Annotated in this window: 18 protein-coding genes and 1 pseudogene; 13 read left to right on the plus strand and 6 right to left on the minus strand. The window is 63.9% G+C overall.

Features of this window, described 5'->3' with window-relative positions; genetic code table 11:
• Window positions 1-132: 132 nt before the first annotated feature.
• Entirely contained in the window at window positions 133-948 is an 816-nt protein-coding gene (locus tag ACNANG_RS11195) for a hypothetical protein (RefSeq protein WP_420227224.1), read from the minus strand.
• Window positions 949-1,179: 231 nt separating this feature from the next.
• Between ACNANG_RS11195 and ACNANG_RS11200 the strand changes: the two are divergent.
• Together ACNANG_RS11200 and ACNANG_RS11205 are read left to right on the plus strand one after the other, a co-directional pair.
• Window positions 1,180-2,717 (plus strand): annotated as a pseudogene (locus tag ACNANG_RS11200) (YifB family Mg chelatase-like AAA ATPase).
• 83 nt (window positions 2,718-2,800) lie between these two features.
• Window positions 2,801-3,445, plus strand: coding sequence for a LysE family translocator (locus ACNANG_RS11205; protein ID WP_420227225.1), 645 nt, complete (start codon window positions 2,801-2,803; stop codon window positions 3,443-3,445).
• Here the strand turns inward: ACNANG_RS11205 and ACNANG_RS11210 are convergent.
• The 3 genes from ACNANG_RS11210 to ACNANG_RS11220 form a co-directional block, all read right to left on the minus strand.
• Window positions 3,442-4,464 carry a fumarylacetoacetate hydrolase family protein gene (locus ACNANG_RS11210; protein ID WP_420227226.1) on the minus strand — a complete coding sequence of 341 codons (1,023 nt, stop codon included), beginning with the start codon at window positions 4,462-4,464 and terminating at the stop codon, window positions 3,442-3,444. The two genes, ACNANG_RS11205 and ACNANG_RS11210, sit on opposite strands and share 4 nt — an antisense overlap.
• Before the next feature lie 115 nt (window positions 4,465-4,579).
• Entirely contained in the window at window positions 4,580-5,389 is an 810-nt protein-coding gene (locus ACNANG_RS11215; RefSeq protein ID WP_420227227.1) for a helix-turn-helix domain-containing protein, read from the minus strand.
• On the minus strand, window positions 5,386-6,336 hold the full coding sequence (locus ACNANG_RS11220) for a LysR family transcriptional regulator (RefSeq protein ID WP_420227228.1): 951 nt from the start codon (window positions 6,334-6,336) through the stop codon (window positions 5,386-5,388). Before ACNANG_RS11220 ends, ACNANG_RS11215 begins: the two co-directional genes overlap by 4 nt.
• 175 nt (window positions 6,337-6,511) lie before the next feature.
• Here ACNANG_RS11220 and ACNANG_RS11225 point away from each other — a divergent pair, with 175 nt between their 5' ends.
• A complete protein-coding gene (locus ACNANG_RS11225) occupies window positions 6,512-7,510 on the plus strand; it encodes an SDR family oxidoreductase (protein ID WP_420227229.1) in 999 nt (332 codons plus the stop codon).
• On the opposite strand, the gene ACNANG_RS11230 is transcribed toward ACNANG_RS11225, so the two are convergent.
• Complete coding sequence (locus ACNANG_RS11230; protein WP_420227230.1) at window positions 7,470-8,444, minus strand: LysR family transcriptional regulator; 975 nt, start codon at window positions 8,442-8,444, stop codon at window positions 7,470-7,472. The two genes, ACNANG_RS11225 and ACNANG_RS11230, sit on opposite strands and share 41 nt — an antisense overlap.
• Window positions 8,445-8,759: 315 nt before the next feature.
• On the opposite strand from ACNANG_RS11230, the gene ACNANG_RS11235 reads away from it, so the two are divergent.
• From ACNANG_RS11235 to ACNANG_RS11280, 10 genes are all read left to right on the plus strand, one after another.
• Window positions 8,760-9,227 carry a PRC-barrel domain-containing protein gene (locus tag ACNANG_RS11235; RefSeq protein ID WP_420227231.1) on the plus strand — a complete coding sequence of 156 codons (468 nt, stop codon included), beginning with the start codon at window positions 8,760-8,762 and terminating at the stop codon, window positions 9,225-9,227.
• Between the two features lie 297 nt (window positions 9,228-9,524).
• Complete coding sequence (locus tag ACNANG_RS11240) at window positions 9,525-10,436, plus strand: AEC family transporter (RefSeq protein WP_420227519.1); 912 nt, start codon at window positions 9,525-9,527, stop codon at window positions 10,434-10,436.
• Between the two features lie 95 nt (window positions 10,437-10,531).
• Window positions 10,532-11,083: a sigma-70 family RNA polymerase sigma factor gene (locus ACNANG_RS11245; protein ID WP_420227232.1), complete on the plus strand. Its 552-nt coding sequence runs from the start codon at window positions 10,532-10,534 to the stop codon at window positions 11,081-11,083.
• Entirely contained in the window at window positions 11,080-11,829 is a 750-nt protein-coding gene (locus ACNANG_RS11250; protein ID WP_420227233.1) for an anti-sigma factor, read from the plus strand. Before ACNANG_RS11245 ends, ACNANG_RS11250 begins: the two co-directional genes overlap by 4 nt.
• A gap of 68 nt (window positions 11,830-11,897) precedes the next feature.
• Window positions 11,898-12,740, plus strand: coding sequence for a DUF4394 domain-containing protein (locus ACNANG_RS11255; protein ID WP_420227234.1), 843 nt, complete (start codon window positions 11,898-11,900; stop codon window positions 12,738-12,740).
• A 161-nt stretch (window positions 12,741-12,901) separates the two neighbouring features.
• Window positions 12,902-13,654: a FadR/GntR family transcriptional regulator gene (locus ACNANG_RS11260; protein WP_420227235.1), complete on the plus strand. Its 753-nt coding sequence runs from the start codon at window positions 12,902-12,904 to the stop codon at window positions 13,652-13,654.
• Window positions 13,655-13,888: 234 nt separating this feature from the next.
• Window positions 13,889-14,854, plus strand: a complete 966-nt coding sequence (locus ACNANG_RS11265; protein ID WP_420227236.1) for a Bug family tripartite tricarboxylate transporter substrate binding protein — start codon at window positions 13,889-13,891, stop codon at window positions 14,852-14,854.
• Window positions 14,855-14,963: 109 nt separating this feature from the next.
• Window positions 14,964-16,067 carry an amidase gene (locus ACNANG_RS11270; RefSeq protein WP_420227237.1) on the plus strand — a complete coding sequence of 368 codons (1,104 nt, stop codon included), beginning with the start codon at window positions 14,964-14,966 and terminating at the stop codon, window positions 16,065-16,067.
• A complete protein-coding gene (locus tag ACNANG_RS11275) occupies window positions 16,058-16,246 on the plus strand; it encodes a hypothetical protein (RefSeq protein ID WP_420227238.1) in 189 nt (62 codons plus the stop codon). The genes ACNANG_RS11270 and ACNANG_RS11275 overlap by 10 nt, the downstream gene beginning before the upstream one ends.
• 99 nt (window positions 16,247-16,345) lie before the next feature.
• A complete protein-coding gene (locus ACNANG_RS11280; protein ID WP_420227239.1) occupies window positions 16,346-17,428 on the plus strand; it encodes an AbrB family transcriptional regulator in 1,083 nt (360 codons plus the stop codon).
• Here the strand turns inward: ACNANG_RS11280 and ACNANG_RS11285 are convergent.
• Window positions 17,364-17,708: a YkgJ family cysteine cluster protein gene (locus ACNANG_RS11285; protein WP_420227520.1), complete on the minus strand. Its 345-nt coding sequence runs from the start codon at window positions 17,706-17,708 to the stop codon at window positions 17,364-17,366. The two genes, ACNANG_RS11280 and ACNANG_RS11285, sit on opposite strands and share 65 nt — an antisense overlap.
• Window positions 17,709-17,766: the final 58 nt, after the last annotated feature.

Below are 17,766 nucleotides of genomic sequence, written 5' to 3' on the forward strand. Positions count from 1 at the left end.
AACCACGGGACGGACATGCCGTGCCCAGGCGCGTGGACCTGTCCGCAGCATGACCCGGGTAGGGATGAGCTCGGGCACGAGCGGCATTAGGTACGAGGGCATTAGGTACGAGGGCATCAGGCACGAGTGACATCACGCACTGGCGTCGGAATCGTGGCGGCTCATGCCCAGGCCCATGCCGAGGCCTGCCCCGCCGCCGCCCGCACCGGCACCACCGCCGCCCCCGCCGCCCCGATTTCCTCCGCCACCGCCCTCGCCTTTGGCGCGGCCAGCGCCGCCAGCCTGCACGCGCGTCGGGCCCTGGAAGGGAATGACGACGTCATCGGGAATGGGGCCCAGGTCCAGTGCGGAGCGAACGAAGTCCCGCAACGACACTACCAGCTCCGCGGTGTGGATCGGCTGGCCGGACGCCAGTTCACTCGCCGCCTTGGCGGCCATGCGCACCTGGTCCACGGTGCCCAGCAGCATGATGTCGGACAGCGCCGCCTCGACGGCATCTCGCGTGCGGCGCGACCGTTCGGAGCTGTAAGGCGCCGGTTCCTGCGCGGCGCTACCTGCGGCACCTTCGGCGGCGTCATCGGCCGCCCCATGCGACGGTTCCGGAAGAGCCACCGAAGCCGCATTCCCGGAGGATTCCGCGGCGACCTCACCGGCGGATTGGGCGACCCGCGCGTCCTCGTTACGTGATGCCGGCGCGGCCGCCATCCGGATGTCGCGCAGGTGCGTCGGGTCCACCGACAGCCGCCCCGTGAACGATCCCCCCAACGTGCGATACGCCGCAATGAGGGTCTTCAGCCGCTCGTTGATCTGCCGATTAATGCGCTCCCGCCGCTGCTGCACCGTCTGCATCAACAGCACACGGATACCCACGCCGATCAGCGTGATGACCGCCAGGCCCAGCACGGTGGAAAACACGCCATGCCACGAATTGAAATCCATGAACCTCACATCGTCCTCCAAGTGACACACCACGTATCGACTGTACGGTGACCCGGGTCTCCCATGCCAACGCCGATAAACACGATTACGTCCGTTGCGGTCATGCAAGGCAGCAACCAAGCAGGGCAAAAATAGCCTTGGACAGATGTGTCCCGGTCGGGCCCACAAGCTGCCGGTGACCCGCCATACTGGGCCGCTCCTGCTCACCAGTTCTGTTCACGCATTTGCTTCGGGATCCCCATGACACTCTCCGTTATTGCCAGTTGCGCGCTCGCCGGCCTCGATGCACCCGCCGTGCGGGTCGAGGTTCATCTTGCAGCCGGGCTGCCTGCCTTCAACGTAGTGGGGCTGGCCGATACCGAAGTGCGCGAAAGCCGGGAACGGGTGCGAGCCGCCATTGCCAACGCCGGCTTCGAGTTTCCAGCGGGCCGCCTCATCGTCAACCTCGCCCCGGCCGACCTGCCGAAAGAATCCGGCCGCTTCGACCTGCCCATTGCCATCGGCGTATTGCTCGCCTCGGGCCAGATCGGCCTGCCCGAACTGGCGCCCGGGCGCCGCGCCGCGGCCAAGGCGTCCAGCCTGTCGCGACTGGTGATGGCAGGCGAACTGTCCTTGACGGGCGCATTGGTCGCGATCGCCGGCGCACTGGCCATCGCGCTTGCGGTCGCCCGACGCCAGCCCGATGCCGAACTGATCATGCCCGCGGCCAGCGCCGCCGAAGCCGCCCGAGTGCCCGACCTGCACGTCGTCGGCGCCGCGACACTCGCCGACGTCGTCGCCCACCTGGCCCGGACCGCCGTACTGCCACGTGCAAAACCCGCGCACGTCGACAAGGCGCCCCCGCCCCCTGCCTCTCCGACGTCCGCGGCCAGACCGCCGCCTGCCGCGCCCTGGAAATTGCCGCCGCTGGCGGTCACAGCCTGCTGCTCGTTGGTGCGCCCGGCACCGGCAAGAGCATGCTGGCGCAGCGGCTGGGCGGGCTGCTGCCGCCCTTGGCGGGCCACATCGCACTCGAAGCCGCCGCGCTGGCCAGCCTCTCGCGCACCCAGGCGCCGCCTTACGGCGTACGTCCCTTCCGGTCACCCCATCATTCCACCACCTCGGTCGCCCTCGTCGGCGGCGGCTCGCGTCCCCAGCCCGGCGAAATCAGCCTGGCGCACCATGGCGTGCTGTTCCTGGATGAACTTCCCGAATTCAATCGCCAGGCGCTCGAAGCCCTGCGCGAACCCCTGGAAACCGGCAAGGTCGCCATCGCCCGGGCACGGCATCGCACCGAATACCCCGCGCGCTTCCAGTTCATCGCCGCCATGAACCCCTGCCGTTGCGGCTGGCACGGTCACGCCACCCGCAAATGCCAGTGCACGCCCGAACAGGTCGTTGCCTATCGCAATCGCATTTCCGGTCCGATCCTGGACCGCATCGACATGCAGGTCGAGGTGCCCTCACTCGGCGCAAAATGGGTCGACGCCTCCGCCGGCGAGCGCAGCGCCAGCGTCGCAGTGCGCGTCGCTGCTGCCCTGGCCATCCAGGAAAAGCGGCAGGGTGGCAGCAATGCCACGCTGGACACCAATGGCACCGACCGCCACTGCGCCACCGACTCCGCCGCACGCGAACTGTGGAAGGAATCGATGATCCACCAGAACTGGTCGGCGCGCTCCGCCCATCGGGTACTCAGGGTGGCGCGGACCGTTGCTGACCTGGCAGGTGCGCGCAAGATCAGCGCCGTGCATCTGAGCGAGGCGGTGCAATACCACCAGCCTGGCCAGCAACCGCGCTGACGCATGGCGGACCGCGCCAAATGTAGGCTACGCTCAGCAACCTGCTCCGGGCCAGCGTCCCGGCTCCCACCCTGGATGGTGTCATGCCCCTTGCCGAACTGCTTTCATTCGCTTCCGTGGCCGCCCTTCTGGTGATGTCGCCCGGCCCCAACAGCGTGCTGGTCACAAAGACCGTACCGGCCTCCGGACGCATCGCCGGCTTCGCCAACATTGCGGGCTTCGTCGCCGCGTTCTATCTGCACGGCGCACTGTCCATCCTTGGCATCTCGCTGATCCTTGCGCAGTCGGCGCACGTCTTCTTCCTCGTCAAAATGGCAGGTGCGTGCTACCTCTGCTGGATCGGTATCAAGGCGTTGGTCAGTGCCTGCCGCGGCGACGTCGCACTCCCCAGCGAAGCGCCCACGGCCCGGCCACGCCGCCTACCCCGCGCATTTGCCGAAGGCTTCGTGACCAACGTGCTCAACCCCAAGGTTTCCATGTTCTACCTTGCAGTGTTCCCGCAATTCGTTCCACATGGCGCGGAAGGACACATGGCCATTGCCTCGACCCTTACCCTGGTATCGATCCACGCCCTGCTCAACGCCATCTGGTGCGGCTTGCTGGTGCTGCTGCTCGGCCGCGTTGCCAACGCCGCACGCAAACCCAGCTTTCAACGATGGCTGAAAGGAATCACCGGCGTTGTATTCCTGGGCTTTGGCGCCAAGCTCGCCACCCTGCGCGCAAGCTAAGCGCCGCGGCCGCGGCTTACAGGGTTGCTCAAGGTGCCGATCCGTTCGATCGTCACGCTGACCGGCCCGCCCATCTTGTTCAAGTCCGCGTTCTGCACCGCCCTGCCTGGCTTGCCCCCTGACGCCAGCGCAGTCCCCATGGACACCACATCACCCGCCAGCAGCGTCATGTAGCCGGACAGGAATGCCAGCACCTCGGGCACCTTGTGAAAAAGATTGACGGTGTTGTCGCTGGCAAAACACTCATCCCGCACATGGCATGAGATATCCAGGCTGTGCGGATCGGAGATCTCGTCCTTCGTGACGATCCAGGGACCCAGCGCAGAGAACGTGTCCGACCCCTTGTAGCGACCGCTGTAGGAAACATGACTCTCGACATAGCGGATGCCCTCGCCGTCGCCTTCCGCAGCCGGGTGAATGGCCCGATAGTGGAAGCTGTCTTCGTCCCGCATGGTGGGCGACGTCAGATCGTTATGAATGGTGTAGCCGAACACATGGTCATACGCATCGGCGGCAGCAATGTCGGTGGCCCGTTTGCCGATGATGACCGCCAGTTCCGGCTCAGGATGCACCCGCCCGTAATGCGGCTTGAGACGGATCGGACTACCGTGCCCCACCAGCGCAGTCAGGGGCTTGGTAAAGACTGCGGGATGAGACGGCCCTCTGACGATACGGTCGACATTCGCGCTGTTGTTCAGCGCCAGGCAAGCGAGCTTGGAAGGCGTCTGCACCGCAGGAAGAACGGTCAGCGCACCAAGATCCAACGGCGTCAGTTTCGTGGACGTTGTCAACGAGCGGGACGACCACAACGAGGCCAACGACTCCGCGATGCGGGCAAGCTCATGCCAGACATCGGGCCCGGCCTCGATGGCATGGTGGATGGTCAAGGGAATCAACGGGAGCGTCGTGCCAGCGGTCTGGCATGCTTCCGTCAACGGGAACCATGTCGTGTCGTCGATGACGAAGGCAAGGCGCGCCACGTCGGGCGTGTCGTTCAAGGCGAAGCTGGCGAGTTTCATGCGGGTCTCGGTAGGTGGCGTGCGTTCGTGCGGGCGTGCAACCCGGTTGAATCGAGTCGGGCCGCGGCCGCACTCGGAGGATTAGCGTAGCCAACCCCCGCCTGCCCGCAAACCGTTACGGATCCGCATTCCGTGGCACGGAACAAGCCGGGTCCACCGCAGCATCGCCTTGCGGTGCAAGGCGTTGCATGACTTCCTCCCGACACCGTTCCAACACCGCCAGGCACTCCTTCAACCCGTCGTGCACCAGCAACGCGCCGAATGTGGTCAGCGACAGCACGGCCACCACCTCCCCGTCGGTCAGCACGGGGAGCGCCAAAGTCGCACTGGCGCCGCGCCCATCTGCCGGCCTGAAGCCATACCCTCGCGCACGGGTTGCCGCCATGGCCTCGCGCAACTGCACCTCAAGCAACGCATCGCCATCGATGTCCGATGCATCGAGCAGGAGCCGCTGCATCAGCCGGTTCCGTTGCGTCTCGCTGCACCATCCCAGAAACGCCTGCCCCATGCCCGACCGAAGCAGATCGTGGGCATGCCCGATGGTGCTGTGCTCCGACCCGATCGGGCTGTAAGGCATGCTGCTATACCGTACGACGATACGGCCATGGTCAAGCACGCCAATCGCCAACGGCAACCCCGTGCTGCGGGTGATGCTGCGCAGCACGGGCGCGGCGATATCGACCACGCCCTCCTGTTCGCTATAGCCCTCGCTTAGTTCACGCACCTTGGCGGTCAGCGTATATCGACCTCGGACGACGTCGAGGCGCACATATCCCTCGCGCCGAAGCGTCGCCAGCAAACGATGCAGCGTCGATTTGGGCAGGCCCGTTGCGTGATGCAGGCTGAGCAAGGTGCTCTGCGGCTCGTGATTCATGGCACACAGAACGTCCAGGGCACGCACGACAGGTCCGATTGCGTCGCTCATGATGAGGACGCCAGCGCTGCACCGGCCGTGCACAGGGCAACATAGTCAGGCCGCCCGGTCACTTCTCGCGCCAGGTCGATGAAGGCACGCAGCTTCAGCTGACTTTGCGATCGTGCCGGAAAGCACAGATACATTCCGGCATCGCTCGGTATGAAAGTATCGAGGACCGACTCCAGAACGCCAGCGTCGACACGGTCTCGTACCTCGACGTGCGATGCAAAGGCCAGACCAAGACCTTGAGCCGCCAGATCCACCAGCAGCTGACGGTCATCCACGATCACCTTCCCGCCCACATCCACCACGAACGCCCGGTTGCCGCGGCGAAATCCCCAACGATGCACCGCCCCAGACCCCGGAAAGCGATAACGCACAGCCGTATGGGCGACCAGATCTTCAGGCTTGCGCGGCCGACCCGCCTGCGCAAAATACGCCGGGGTGCCAACGATCGACCATTGGATCTCCGGCGTCAGCGCCACGGCGACCATATCCTTTTCAATAGACTCGCCAAGTCGCACGCCTGCATCAAAGCCCCCTTCGACCAGATCGACGATCGCATCATCGAGCGACACCTCAACCGTCACGTCTGGATATGCGCGCGCATACTCGGCAATCAGCGGCGTTATAAAGCGGCGCGCCATCATCGGCACCGTCAGGCGCAACGTACCGGTTGGCCGATCGCGATAGGTCCCCAAAGCGGCCAATGCGTCACCGATTTCAGCCGCCGCCGGCCGCAGACGCAACCACAACGCCGCGCCTGCTTCAGTCAGGGCAACCCGGCGTGTCGTGCGCTGAAACAGCACGACCCCATGCCGCGCCTCCATCACACGCACCGCCTTGCTCACTGCGGTCGGTGTCACACCAAGGCGAATTGCCGCCCCGGTGAAGCTGCGCGCTTCCGCTACCGCCAGGAAAAGGGTCACGCCGTCGAGGGCATCGATGGATGTCATGCTGAAAGTCCTGGGAGACGACTGAATCGGGGAGCACAAAGGCCCGTGCAAGCCAGCGCCAACGCTATTGAAGTTCGATTGTGAACCGGCGGAACAAAGCGCATTGCGATTTGCAGTCTATATCTTCATAGTGACCGCGCCTAGCATGAGAACCCTGACAACTAGGAGTTCTCCAATGAACCATCAACACACGCTCGCCACTCACCCAGCACCTTCGGCTCCTGCACCCACTCGCAACTGGTTGATCACCGGCACCTCCAGCGGGTTCGGCCGTGCATTGACGGAACAGATCCTGGCTCGCGGCGACCACGTGGTCGCCACCCTGCGAAAGGTGGACGCCCTCAACGATCTGAAAGCGCAATATGGCGATCGTCTCCACGTGGAGGCACTCGACGTAACCGACGGCGACGCCATCCGACGTGTTGTCGACACGGCGTTCGCCACTCTTGGCCGTATTGACGTCATCATCAGCAACGCGGGCTACGGACTGCTCGGCGCAGCCGAAGAAGTGACGGACGCACAGATCCGCCAACAGCTTGACACCAACGTGCTTGGCTCAATCCGACTGGCGCGGGCAGCGCTGCCGCATTTGCGAAAACAAGGCGGGGGCCGGCTCATGCAGTTGTCTTCGATGGGCGGTCACATCGCCTTTCCTGCGCTCAGCCTGTATCACGCCAGTAAGTGGGCAATAGAAGGCTTTTACGAATCGCTCGCCCAGGAAGTCGCACCCTTCAATATCGAGACAACGCTGGTCGAACCGGGCAGCGCGCTCACTAGCTTTGGTTCGACCGGCTTGGTAAGCGCGCCTGCATTGGAGGCTTACGACGCAACCACCGTCGGCGAGACGCGCCGCATGCTCGCGGCGGGTGCATTTCCCACGCCAGGAGATGCCGGCAAGATGGCCGCTGCCATGATCACGTCCGCCACGCAGTCGCCCGCGCCAAAAAGGCTGTTGCTGGGCAGCGACGCATACACCCTCGTCCATGCCGCACTTACTGACAGGCTGGCCGCCTTCGAGGCGCAAAAGGGCGTCGCGTATTCCACCGACGTCGATGTCGGTATCGATAACACGACCAGGTCGAACGTGCCGTGGTCCGCAGCCAAACAGGCCGCGCGCAAGCTAAGGACGGGTGTCAATGCATGTGCGACGGCAAGGCTGTCAGTACCCGGATGATCGCCATCACCGCCGCGGCCACCTTGCGTCGCGGCAGCACTTGCCAGGAAACGGATACGTCATAGTGGGGCAACGGATCCTGAATGCGCAGCGGCACAATGCGCGGCGGATCATCGCAGGGAAGGAGCACCGGATGCGGAACCACGCACAGAAGATCGCTGCGCGCGACGACGTCGAACAAGGCGGGGTAGTCACTGCATTCCACACGAACGCCCGGCAAGGGGAGACGCCGAGCCCGTAGCGCCTCGCGAATGACCGTTGCGCCTGCGCCATCGTCGCTTTCCACGGCCCACCCCGCCCCAACGACCTGCGCCAGCGACGTCGCGCGAGTCAGGGGATGACCCGCGCGAGCACACAACACGGGCGTGGCTGCATGCAACGATTGTGTGGCCCGCCCCGCCGATGGGCGGCTGGAAGACTGCGGCGCGATGACCAGATCAATTTCCGACCGATCCAACGCAGCCAACATGTCTTCCGAATGGCTATTGATGACCTGCAACTTGCCTTCGGGATGATGGCTTCGCCATATCTCCTCAATGACGGGCCCATACAGCGCGGCCGCTGCTGGCGCCATTCCAACGGTCAGCGTAGACGTTGAAGGGGCCGTGGCCGTTGCGCGCTCTGCGCAGTCGTCGGCCGGCTGCGTGGCCAGCGATTCGAGAGCGTTACCGATTTCGGCCAATCGATCCAGGACACGTAGCGCCTGCGCCGTCGGGCGCTTTCGGCGCCCTTCCTTTTCGAACAGCGGAATGCACCACTCGCGCTCGAGCCTTTGCATCGCCTGGCTGATTGCTGGCTGGCTAATACCCGCAGCAAGGCCCGCGGCGCGGAAAGACCCGTGCGCCACCACCAATTGCAGATACCGAAGAGGACGCAAAGATGCTGTGTACATAGGTTCAAGTGTAGCGACGCAAAACCGCACGGCGCGCCCCAATGCCTGGAAATGTCCTAGCGAAATGACTTGTTCAGCAACGATGCTTCGATGCCGCGAGTCGCGTGGCAAGACCATTGCGGCTGCAGCGAGCCAGAGAGCCGCGACCCTGCTCGCAGTCCAGCCGCCGCGAATAGATAAGGGCCCGCTTATCTATTATTGATAAGCCAGATGTTATCTATTGTCCCCATCGGCGATTGAAGATGTCCCGGACGCTGTCGTTTCGGTGACACCCGTAACACCTGCAATGATTCCTGGGGCTAGGACGCTAACACGCCAGTGCTATAAGAAGACGGTCCTGTTCACGTCATTTCACTCATGCGCACTCCTTCCATCCTCACTGCATCGACGGCTGTCGCTTCCCAGGCAGCAGCCCCCTTCGCGCTCGTTGCCATGCTCACCGCTGGTCTGCTTGTCATGGCGTGTTTGCCACCTGCATCGCATGCCCAAGTCGCGGGGTCGATGTCGCTGGGGAAAGCGTTCGCCGATCTTGATCAGCCCGCGCCGGGATGGAGCGTCAAGAAAAGCTTGCTTGGCAAGCCGGTCTACAACGAAGGCGGCGAGCGACTAGGGAAAGTCGAAGACCTGATCATTGATCCAGCCAAAAGCGTGTCTTACCTGATCGTGTCAGCCGGCGGCTTCATTGGTGTGGGCAAGCACGATGTGGCGATTGAAGCGACCAAGATCCGCGAGCAGCAGGGGCGGCTGGTGTTGCCTGGCGCGACCAAGGATCTGGTCAAGGCGATGCCTGCGTTCTCTTATGCAGCCAAGGCTGGCACGAAATAGCTGCCTGGCATCAGAGCAAGCAACGCCACAATGTCTGCTTGGTCGTCAGTTGTCGTCACGAAAGCGTCGAACGCGACCTGAATGCTCACTACGGCCGGAGTGCTCGGGCATGAATGCTGCTTGAGAACAACGGCTTAGGCCCACTCACCTGTTTCCTCGGCAAGGGTTCGCGTTATCCTTGCCGACGCGAATCGCTTGCCGACCGCCCTCCCCCGTGTCTATCCAGTCTGCAACGATGCCTTCCCTGCCGTACTTCAGATCCGCCCTGACCCTCGCCCGTGTTGCGCGAGCCGCATGATGGGTGCGGTCCTTCATTTCTATTTCTCGATGCTGTCAGTGCTCGCCCCCTTGGTGGTGTGCGTGGGCGTGGGGGTGGTCTGGGGCAAGAAGAACTATCCGTTCGCGGCGCAGTTCATTACCGTGCTCGCGACGTCGGTATCAACACCGGCGCTGGTTTTCAGTACGCTGGTTACGGCAAAGCTGTCGAATGAAGTACTGGCCAATGTGGCAGGGGCGACGGCATTGGCCTTGGGGCTGTGTGCCGTGGCTTGTGCGGTGGCCTTGAAGGCAACGGGTCAGCCCGTGCGCAAGTTGCTGCAGACGGCGACCTTTCCCAATGCGGGCAATCTGGGCTTACCTATCTCATACCTGGCGTTCGGCGATGCCGGTCTTTCGACTGCGATTGCATTCTTTGCGGTGTGCTCGTTCATTCAGCACACGATCGGGGTTCGCTTTCTGCCCAACACGCAGGGGATTGCGGCACCGTGGAAGAGCCCTATCCTGATTGCATCGGTATCGGCTGCGCTGTGCCGGCTATTTGCATGGGTGCCGCCTGACTGGATCATCGAGTCGACAAAGCTGTTGGGTAGTCTGACGGTGCCGCTGATGTTGCTCAGCCTGGGTCATGCGTTGGCTGTCATTCCTGCGGCCGGGTTGCGAATTGGGTCCATCGTGGGCACGATGCGATTGCTGCTTGGATTGGCGGCGGGATATGCCGCGGGATGGTTGATCGGTCTGCCGGAAGAGTTCTCGAACATTCTGGCGCTGCAGATGGCCATGCCTTGTGCAGCGGTGAGCTATATGTATGCCCGCCGCTACACCGACATGGGCGATGCGGCTGCGGGGGCGGTGCTGGTGTCGACGCTCAGTTTCCTGGCGCTGGCGCCTGCGCTGCTGTGGCTGGTGGGTTCGACGGCGGGACTGCGCTGAGTCGTAACAAGGGCCACCGGGCTCTTCACTAGGCGCTCGGCCACCGGTACAGTGACGGCGACTCTTGCAAACGCAGTCAACAAGCGACCTCCTCCATGCCACCTAGCGCCAACAGCGACATCGATTTCGACTACGAATCTGCCCTGGCCGCCTGTGCCCGGGGCGAGCGGTTTGCCTTGCGTGCGATCTACATGCGCGAATCGCGGCGGCTACTGGGAGTAGCGACGCGCCTGGTCCGGCGCCGCGAATTGGCGGAAGAGGTACTGCAGGACGCTTTTCTGCAGATCTGGGAGAAGGCGTCGACCTTCGATCCGAGCTTGGGATCGGGCCGTGGCTGGATATACAGCGTAGTGCGATATCGGGCGCTGAACGAGATCCGCAAGGACGCGCGGATGGACGTTACGGAAGACGAGACGCTGCATTACCTGGCCGATCAGCAGCAGCCAGTGGAGCAGGAAGGATTGGATACCGATGCGTTTGCCGAATGCATGAAGCATCTTGATGAAAAACGGCAGCAGTCAATCATGCTGGCATTTGTGGATGGCTATTCGCATGAGCAGATTGCCGAGACGCTCCACACGCCGCTCGGCACGATCAAGTCATGGATACGGCGGGGACTGACCGCGCTCAAGGAATGCATGTCATGAATTTCCAGGACGATGACGAACTGAGCGCGACCGCGGGCGAGTATGTGCTCGGTACCTTGCGTGGCGAAGAACGCGATGCGTTCGAACGCGAGATGGCCAGCAACTTCAAGGTTCGCCGCGAGGTGTACGAGTGGCAAGACCGACTGTTCAGCCTGAACCTGGTGGCCCAGCCCGCGCAGACGCCGGCGACATTGTGGAGTCGGATCGAGCAGCGCCTGCCAGCGTTTTCGCACCGGGATGACACGCGGGGCGCGCAGCCGGCTGGGTTCTGGTCGCGCTTGAGTGTGTGGCGCTGGACCGGCGCCGCGGGTTTTGCGCTTGCCGCATTGCTGGCTGCGGCGTTGGTGCTGCGGCCGACGATCAACACCGTGGAAACGCAGTACGTGGCGGTGCTGCAGTCGCCTGACCGCAGCATGACAGGCTGGGTGGTGGATGCGTCCAATCCGCGCGAGTTGCGGATGATTCCGTTGGTCGACAACACGCTGACGACGCCAAATTCGATGGAAATCTGGACGAAGGCGGAAGGGGCGGCGCGTCCTACTTCGTTGGGCTTGCTGCCGACCAACGCCGTAACGATCATTCCCAAGGATCGGTTGCCCACCCTCGAAGGTAACCAGTTGTTTGAGATCACACTCGAGCCGCCTAACGGTTCACCCACTGGTGGCCCCACCGGGCCGATACTCTTCCTTGGCAAGACAGTTTCATTGCCTTCCAAAAAACGTTATAGCGTTGCATCTAAAGCGTAGTCCCATGTGTAGAGTCGGTTGAGACAGGCAGAACGCTGTCCTTACCTACCAACATCAGGGAGAAAACTATGCGGAAGACGAACTTCAAGCTGGGCGCGGCTGGACTGGCGCTGGTGGCGCTGACGGCATGCGGCAGCATGAATGACAAACGTGACGCCATGGCCCCCGTGACCGGCGGCGATGTGGTTGCGCTGACCAGCGGCAACCGGATCGTGACTTTCAATCGCGCCGATCCGTCGACGATCCTGACGTCGATGCCCCTGACCGGCGTGCCAGTGGGCGAATTCCTGCTGGGTCTGGACTATCGTCCCGCCGACGGCATGCTCTATACGATGGCCAGCGGTGGCGGCATCTACACCATCAACGCCGCTACGGGCGTGGCGACCAAGAAGTCGCAGCTGACCAGCTCGCCGGACAACAAGACGCCGCTGGCATCGCTGACCGGCAGCCGCTTTGCGCTCGACTTCAACCCGGTGGCTGACCGCCTGCGCGTGGTGAGCGACACGGGTCAGAATCTGCGCATCAACGTCGACAACGGCGTGGCGATCAATGATGGCGCCATCAATGGCGTGGCCAATGCACAGATCGTCGCGGGCGCCTACACGAACTCGTATGTGGGCGCGACGGCTACGGCCTTGTACGTGATCAATGGCATCGATGGTTCGGTCTATCTGCAGAACCCGCCGAATAACGGCACGTTGACCACGCCGATGCCTATTGGCGTGGCAAGCAATTCGATTGCCGATTTTGACATCGAGTCGCGCAGCCAGAACGCTTATGCCGTCATGAACGTCAACGGCAAGCCTGGCTTCTATTGGATCGATCTGACCAACAAGGAACGCACCAAACTGATTGGCGAATGGAGTGGTGCTGAATCCATCCGTTCCTTTGCACTCTGGCAGGCCAAGTAAGTCAGGGTCGGCTTCGGGGCTGCCTGCGAGCGGCGGCGGCCCCGGGTTTGCGGAGTGATTGGGCAGGGGCTAGGGACCCTGCCCTTTTTTGTGGGCGGAGCCTGCCGGCCGTGGCCAAAGCGGCCAAAGCTATACTTGGGCAGCACGCACACCGGAACGCCATGACAGAACCCAAGCCCGCCCTCTCCTTTGCCGGTCCCAAGCGCCGCGCACGTACGCTCGCGCAGGAAGTGGTGGCCGAGCTGACCGACGCCATTCGCAGCGGCCAGCTCAAGGTAGGCGGCAAGCTGCCGACCGAGTCGGAGATCATGTCGAGCATGGGCGTGAGCCGTACGGTGGTGCGCGAGGCCTTGTCTCATCTGCAGGCCAGCGGCCTGGTTGAGACACGTCACGGCATTGGCACGTTCGTGCTGGCGCCGGCCACGGCGCAGGCGCCTTTCCGTATCGGTCCAGGCGCCGTGCTGACGGCGATTGATATTCTGGCAATGCTCGAGTTGCGCATCAGTCTTGAAGCGGAAGCCGCCGCGCTGGCCGCGGTCCGGCGCAGCGATGATCACCTTGCCGACATGCGCCAGGCCTTGACTGCGCTGCAGGCCACCGTGGCCGAAGGCGGCGATTCGGTGGAGTCCGATTTCGCGTTCCACTTGACGGTGGCGCGCGCGACCGGCAATCGCTATTTCACCGACATGATGATGCACCTGGGCAACGCGCTGATTCCGCGCAGCCGCCTGCAGGTCGAAGGCGCGGCGCGCCGGCAGTATCTGGATCGCCTTGAACTCGAACACGAGAACATCTTTGATGCGATCGCGCGCGGTGATGCCGAAGGCGCCCGTGCCGCCATGCGCATGCACCTGACGCACAGCCGGGAGCGGTTGCGCGCCGCTTCCGAATCCATCCCGTCACCGCATAGCTGATAGGTCGCAGCGTCCCGCGCGGCGTGGCGCTTGCACCGGTACCCGACTCCACGCCCCACGATGGCGATCATGGCCGCCCCCATGTGGTGCCGCGGTGCAGGGTGGCTTGCCTGTCGCTAGCCTGTCGCCTGCCTGATTCCTGCTGGACACCTGCATTCCCCAACTTGGCACGCCTGTTGCTTTGTACGGACAAGAAGACATTTACGTCGTTCACTCCGTTACGTGGGACATGCCATGCGCCTCTTGAACCTTGCTTCCGCCCTGTTGACCCTGTCCGTCATGTCTGGCGCCGCCGTGGCGCAGGATGCATATCCAAGCAAGCCTATCCGCTTCATCGTGCCGTTCGCACCGGGCGGGGGCGCCGATATTTCGGCGCGCGTGATTGCCATGAAGATGGGCGCGGCAATGGGCCAGACGGTGGTCGTCGAAAACCGTCCTGGTGCGGGCGGAGTGATCGGCACTGACATGGTGGCTAAGGCGCCGGCGGATGGCTATACCATCCTGCTGGGCACCATCGGTCCGATTGCGATCAATCCGTCGCTGTACAAGAAGCTTTCCTACAACGTGGACCGGGACTTCACGCCGATCAGCCTGGTGGGCAACGCGCTCAATGTGCTGGTGGTCAATCCCGCGCTGCCTGTCAAGAGCGTGCCAGAACTGATCTCGTATGCGAAGACGCACCCGGTCGCATTCGGATCGTCCGGTAATGGCGCGACCGATCATCTGGCGGGCGAGATGTTCAATTCGCTGACCGGTCTGTCGATGCTGCATGTCGCCTACAAGGGCGGCGTGCCGGCCATGACCGACCTGATGGCGAACCAGGTGCAACTGGTGTTCTCGACCGTGTCGACCGCGGCGGGCGCCATCAAGGCTGGAAAGGTGATGCCGATTGCGATGACGGGCTCGACCCGCTTCAAGGGCATGCCGGACATTCCGACGATCAAGGAAGCCGGCGTGCCGGCCTTCGAAGTGAACAACTGGTATGGCGTGCTGGTGCCGCGAGATACGCCAGCGCCTATCGTTGCCCGCCTGAATACCGAGCTGGTGGCCGCGTTGAAGACGCCCGAGGTGACCGCCAAATTGCTCGAGTCCGGCATCGAGCCGGCCTGGACGACCCCGAACGAATTCGGCAGCTACATCAAGAGCGAGACCACCAAGTGGGCCCGCGTCGTTGCCGACTCGGGCGCAACAGTGCAGTAAGCGTTTGCACGCCTGACTTTCACCCGATGCCTCTGCCTGCGATACTCGCGGGCGGAGGCCTTTGCATTTCCGAGCTTCCTCCGCTCCCGATCACGCATTCCATTTATCCATGACCCATCTACATGAACTGACGGCCACCGAAATCGTTCAGGCCATCCATGGCGGACGAACCACCGCGGTCGCCGTTGCAGAGGCGTGCCTGTTGCACATCGAAGCCCGTGAAGCCGACGTCCAGGCCTGGGAGTATCTCGATCCCGGCCTCGTGCTCGAGCAGGCCTTTGCGCTTGATCGCGCAGGCGGCAAGGGGCCGTTGCAAGGCGTGCCGGTGGGGTTGAAAGACATCATCGATACGGCCGACATGCCGACCGCGCTGGGCACGCCCATCCATGCGGGCCGGCGGCCGACCATCGACGCCGCGTGTACTGCCCTGACGCGCCGCGCGGGCGGGATCATCATGGGCAAGACGGTCACCACCGAATTCGCCAATCGTTTTCCCGGCAAGTCGCGCAATCCGCATGATGCTGCCCGGACCCCGGGCGGATCCTCCAGCGGATCGGGCGCTGCGGTGGGCGCATCCATGGTGCCGCTGGCCGTCGGCACGCAGACCACCGCGTCGACCATCCGCCCCGCGTCTTTCTGTGGCTGCGTCGGGTACGTGCCGAGCCGTGGCGACATCCGTACCTTTGGCGTGATGGAGGCTGCTGCGTCGTTCGACACGGTGGGCCTGATTGCCCGATCGGTTGAGGACATCAACTTGTTCCGCAACGTCCTGATCGGCACGCCGCCAGCGGCCCTGCCGGAAGTCACGATGAATGAAGCGCGCATCGGCTTCGCCCGCACCGGCTTCTGGAATGAGTGCGACGACGATACCAAGGCCTTCCTGGAAGGCTTTGCGCAGACGCTGGCCGCTGATGGCGCCGCCGTGAGCGAGGTGACCCTGCCTGCCGCGCTGGACGAGGTGCAGGAAGCGCATCGCTGGGTGTCGAGCTTCGAGTTCGTGCGCAACCGGACGTTCGAGATCGATCATCATTGGGAGCGCATCAGCAGCGCGCTGCGCGGCGGCCGGATTCAGGATGGGATGGACTGCACCTTCGAGCTGTACGGGGAATCGCGCGAGACCTTGCGCCGCTGCGCGGCCCTGCTCGACGATGTCTTCAAGGACTATGATGTCCTGCTGACGCCCGCCGTGGCGGGGAAGCGCCCGTGGGCCTGACGTCCACTGGCAATGCGTCGTTTTCGACGCTTTGGACCGCGCTGAATATTCCGGCGGTCACCCTGCCGCTGCACCGTGGGCCGAATGGCATGCCGGTCGGGCTGCAGTTCGTATCACGCCGGTATGCGGACCGCATGTTGCTGGGCATCGCCCGCGCCGTGTCGCGCAAGCACGGCTGATGCTGGCGCACGCCGCAGCAGTTGCGCGGCGTCGCAGTGCATCGCCGCAGTGCATCGCCGCCGGGTTTCCGGCGGCGGTTTTTTCTTAGAGATCGTGTAGTGAATCATCTGAAATCCGCGTCGCGCGTTGCCGCGACCCTTGTCGCGGGCCTGATCGGCGCCGAAGTCTGCGTCTGGCTCAAGACCCCGCTTCCCTGGATGATCGGCCCGTTGCTGGTGGTCGCCGCGCTCAAGATGGCGGACACGCCGCTGCAATTCCCCGTGCCGTTCCGCGCGGCCGGCCAGTGGATCATCGGCACATCGCTGGGCTTGTACTTCACCCCGGCCATCAATGCGCAGCTGGCGCATTATCTGCCGTGGGTCATCGTCAGCGTGCTGTTCGCCATGGCCGCCGGCATCGGCGGCGGGCGGCTGCTGCAGCGTATGACTGGCGTGGATTCCAAGACGGCGTTCTTCGCGGTGGCGATCGGCGGGTCGTCGGAAATGGCGGTGCAGGCCGAGCGCAACGGCGGCCGGGTGGACCTGGTGGCCGCAGCGCATTCGCTCCGCATACTGATGGTTGTGTTGATCATCCCAACCATTTTCCGGCTGAGCGACGTGCATGGGACGGACCCATACACGCCGGGCCTGGGGCACTTCGACCTGCTCGGGCTGATCAAGCTGGGTGGACTGACCGCGCTGGTGGGCTGGTTCCTGAACCGATACAAGATCCCGAATGCATGGGTGATCGGCCCGCTGCTGTTCACCATCGCGCTGACTGCGGCGGGCGTGGACTGGACGACGCTGCCGCGCTGGATCGTCAACGTGGCGCAGCTGTTCATCGGTTGCGCGCTGGGGATTCGTTTCACCAAGAAATTCATTCACACCGCGCCACGCTACATGGCGGGCGTGGCTGTGTCGGTGCTGCTGCTGATGGGCGTCATGGCCGCGTTCGGCTATGTGCTGTCGCTGCTGAGCGGCATTCCCGCGCCGACCGCCGTGCTGGCCACTGCGCCCGGCGGGATCGCCGAAATGAGTCTGACCGCGCAGGTGCTGCATTTTGGCGTGCCGGTCGTGACGGTGTTCCACGTCACGCGGGTGCTGGTCATGGTGCTGTCCGTCGGCCCGCTGTACCGGATCATGAAGCCCTGGCTGGAGCACGACCTGCCGGTGGCCGCGGCGGAAGCGCCGCCGGCGCGGTAGCCGCCTCCAATTCCGTCAGCCACCGGATCGCGTGGCCACGGTCCGGCCCGCACATCTCTGCCGAGGGTTGCAGCCCGCCGCACACAGCCGGCCGGCGCGGGTCGCCAAAAATTGCGCAACGCAGATCGGGCATCAGCTGGATACAGGGCACGCCCGCGGGCTTGCCGTCGGGCATGCCGGGAATGGCGCTGGAGATCGACGGCGCCGTGCAACAGGCGCCGCAGCCCGGCCGGCAGGACAGCGTCGTGACGTCCTCCGTGGCTGCCGCGTCCGTCGTCATCATGACCTCGGGCAGTCCTTTCGCCTCTGTCATCACGACGGCCTGCCACGCGCACGCC

Origin of the sequence: Pigmentiphaga litoralis, assembly GCF_048632615.1 — a bacterium.
Taxonomy (GTDB): domain Bacteria; phylum Pseudomonadota; class Gammaproteobacteria; order Burkholderiales; family Burkholderiaceae_B; genus Pigmentiphaga; species Pigmentiphaga litoralis_B.

Excerpts from the sequence above, each read along its gene's own strand:
- ACNANG_RS11205 (WP_420227225.1), top strand. The coding sequence starts at position 2,801 with ATGCCCCTTGCCGAACTGCTTTCATTCGCTTCCGTGGCCGCCCTTCTG.
- ACNANG_RS11210 (WP_420227226.1), bottom strand. The coding sequence starts at position 4,464 with ATGAAACTCGCCAGCTTCGCCTTGAACGACACGCCCGACGTGGCGCGC.
- ACNANG_RS11215 (WP_420227227.1), bottom strand. The coding sequence starts at position 5,389 with ATGAGCGACGCAATCGGACCTGTCGTGCGTGCCCTGGACGTTCTGTGT.
- ACNANG_RS11220 (WP_420227228.1), bottom strand. The coding sequence starts at position 6,336 with ATGACATCCATCGATGCCCTCGACGGCGTGACCCTTTTCCTGGCGGTA.
- ACNANG_RS11225 (WP_420227229.1), top strand. The coding sequence starts at position 6,512 with ATGAACCATCAACACACGCTCGCCACTCACCCAGCACCTTCGGCTCCT.
- ACNANG_RS11235 (WP_420227231.1), top strand. The coding sequence starts at position 8,760 with ATGCGCACTCCTTCCATCCTCACTGCATCGACGGCTGTCGCTTCCCAG.
- ACNANG_RS11240 (WP_420227519.1), top strand. The coding sequence starts at position 9,525 with ATGGGTGCGGTCCTTCATTTCTATTTCTCGATGCTGTCAGTGCTCGCC.
- ACNANG_RS11245 (WP_420227232.1), top strand. The coding sequence starts at position 10,532 with ATGCCACCTAGCGCCAACAGCGACATCGATTTCGACTACGAATCTGCC.
- ACNANG_RS11250 (WP_420227233.1), top strand. The coding sequence starts at position 11,080 with ATGAATTTCCAGGACGATGACGAACTGAGCGCGACCGCGGGCGAGTAT.
- ACNANG_RS11255 (WP_420227234.1), top strand. The coding sequence starts at position 11,898 with ATGCGGAAGACGAACTTCAAGCTGGGCGCGGCTGGACTGGCGCTGGTG.
- ACNANG_RS11260 (WP_420227235.1), top strand. The coding sequence starts at position 12,902 with ATGACAGAACCCAAGCCCGCCCTCTCCTTTGCCGGTCCCAAGCGCCGC.
- ACNANG_RS11265 (WP_420227236.1), top strand. The coding sequence starts at position 13,889 with ATGCGCCTCTTGAACCTTGCTTCCGCCCTGTTGACCCTGTCCGTCATG.
- ACNANG_RS11270 (WP_420227237.1), top strand. The coding sequence starts at position 14,964 with ATGACCCATCTACATGAACTGACGGCCACCGAAATCGTTCAGGCCATC.
- ACNANG_RS11285 (WP_420227520.1), bottom strand. The coding sequence starts at position 17,708 with ATGACGACGGACGCGGCAGCCACGGAGGACGTCACGACGCTGTCCTGC.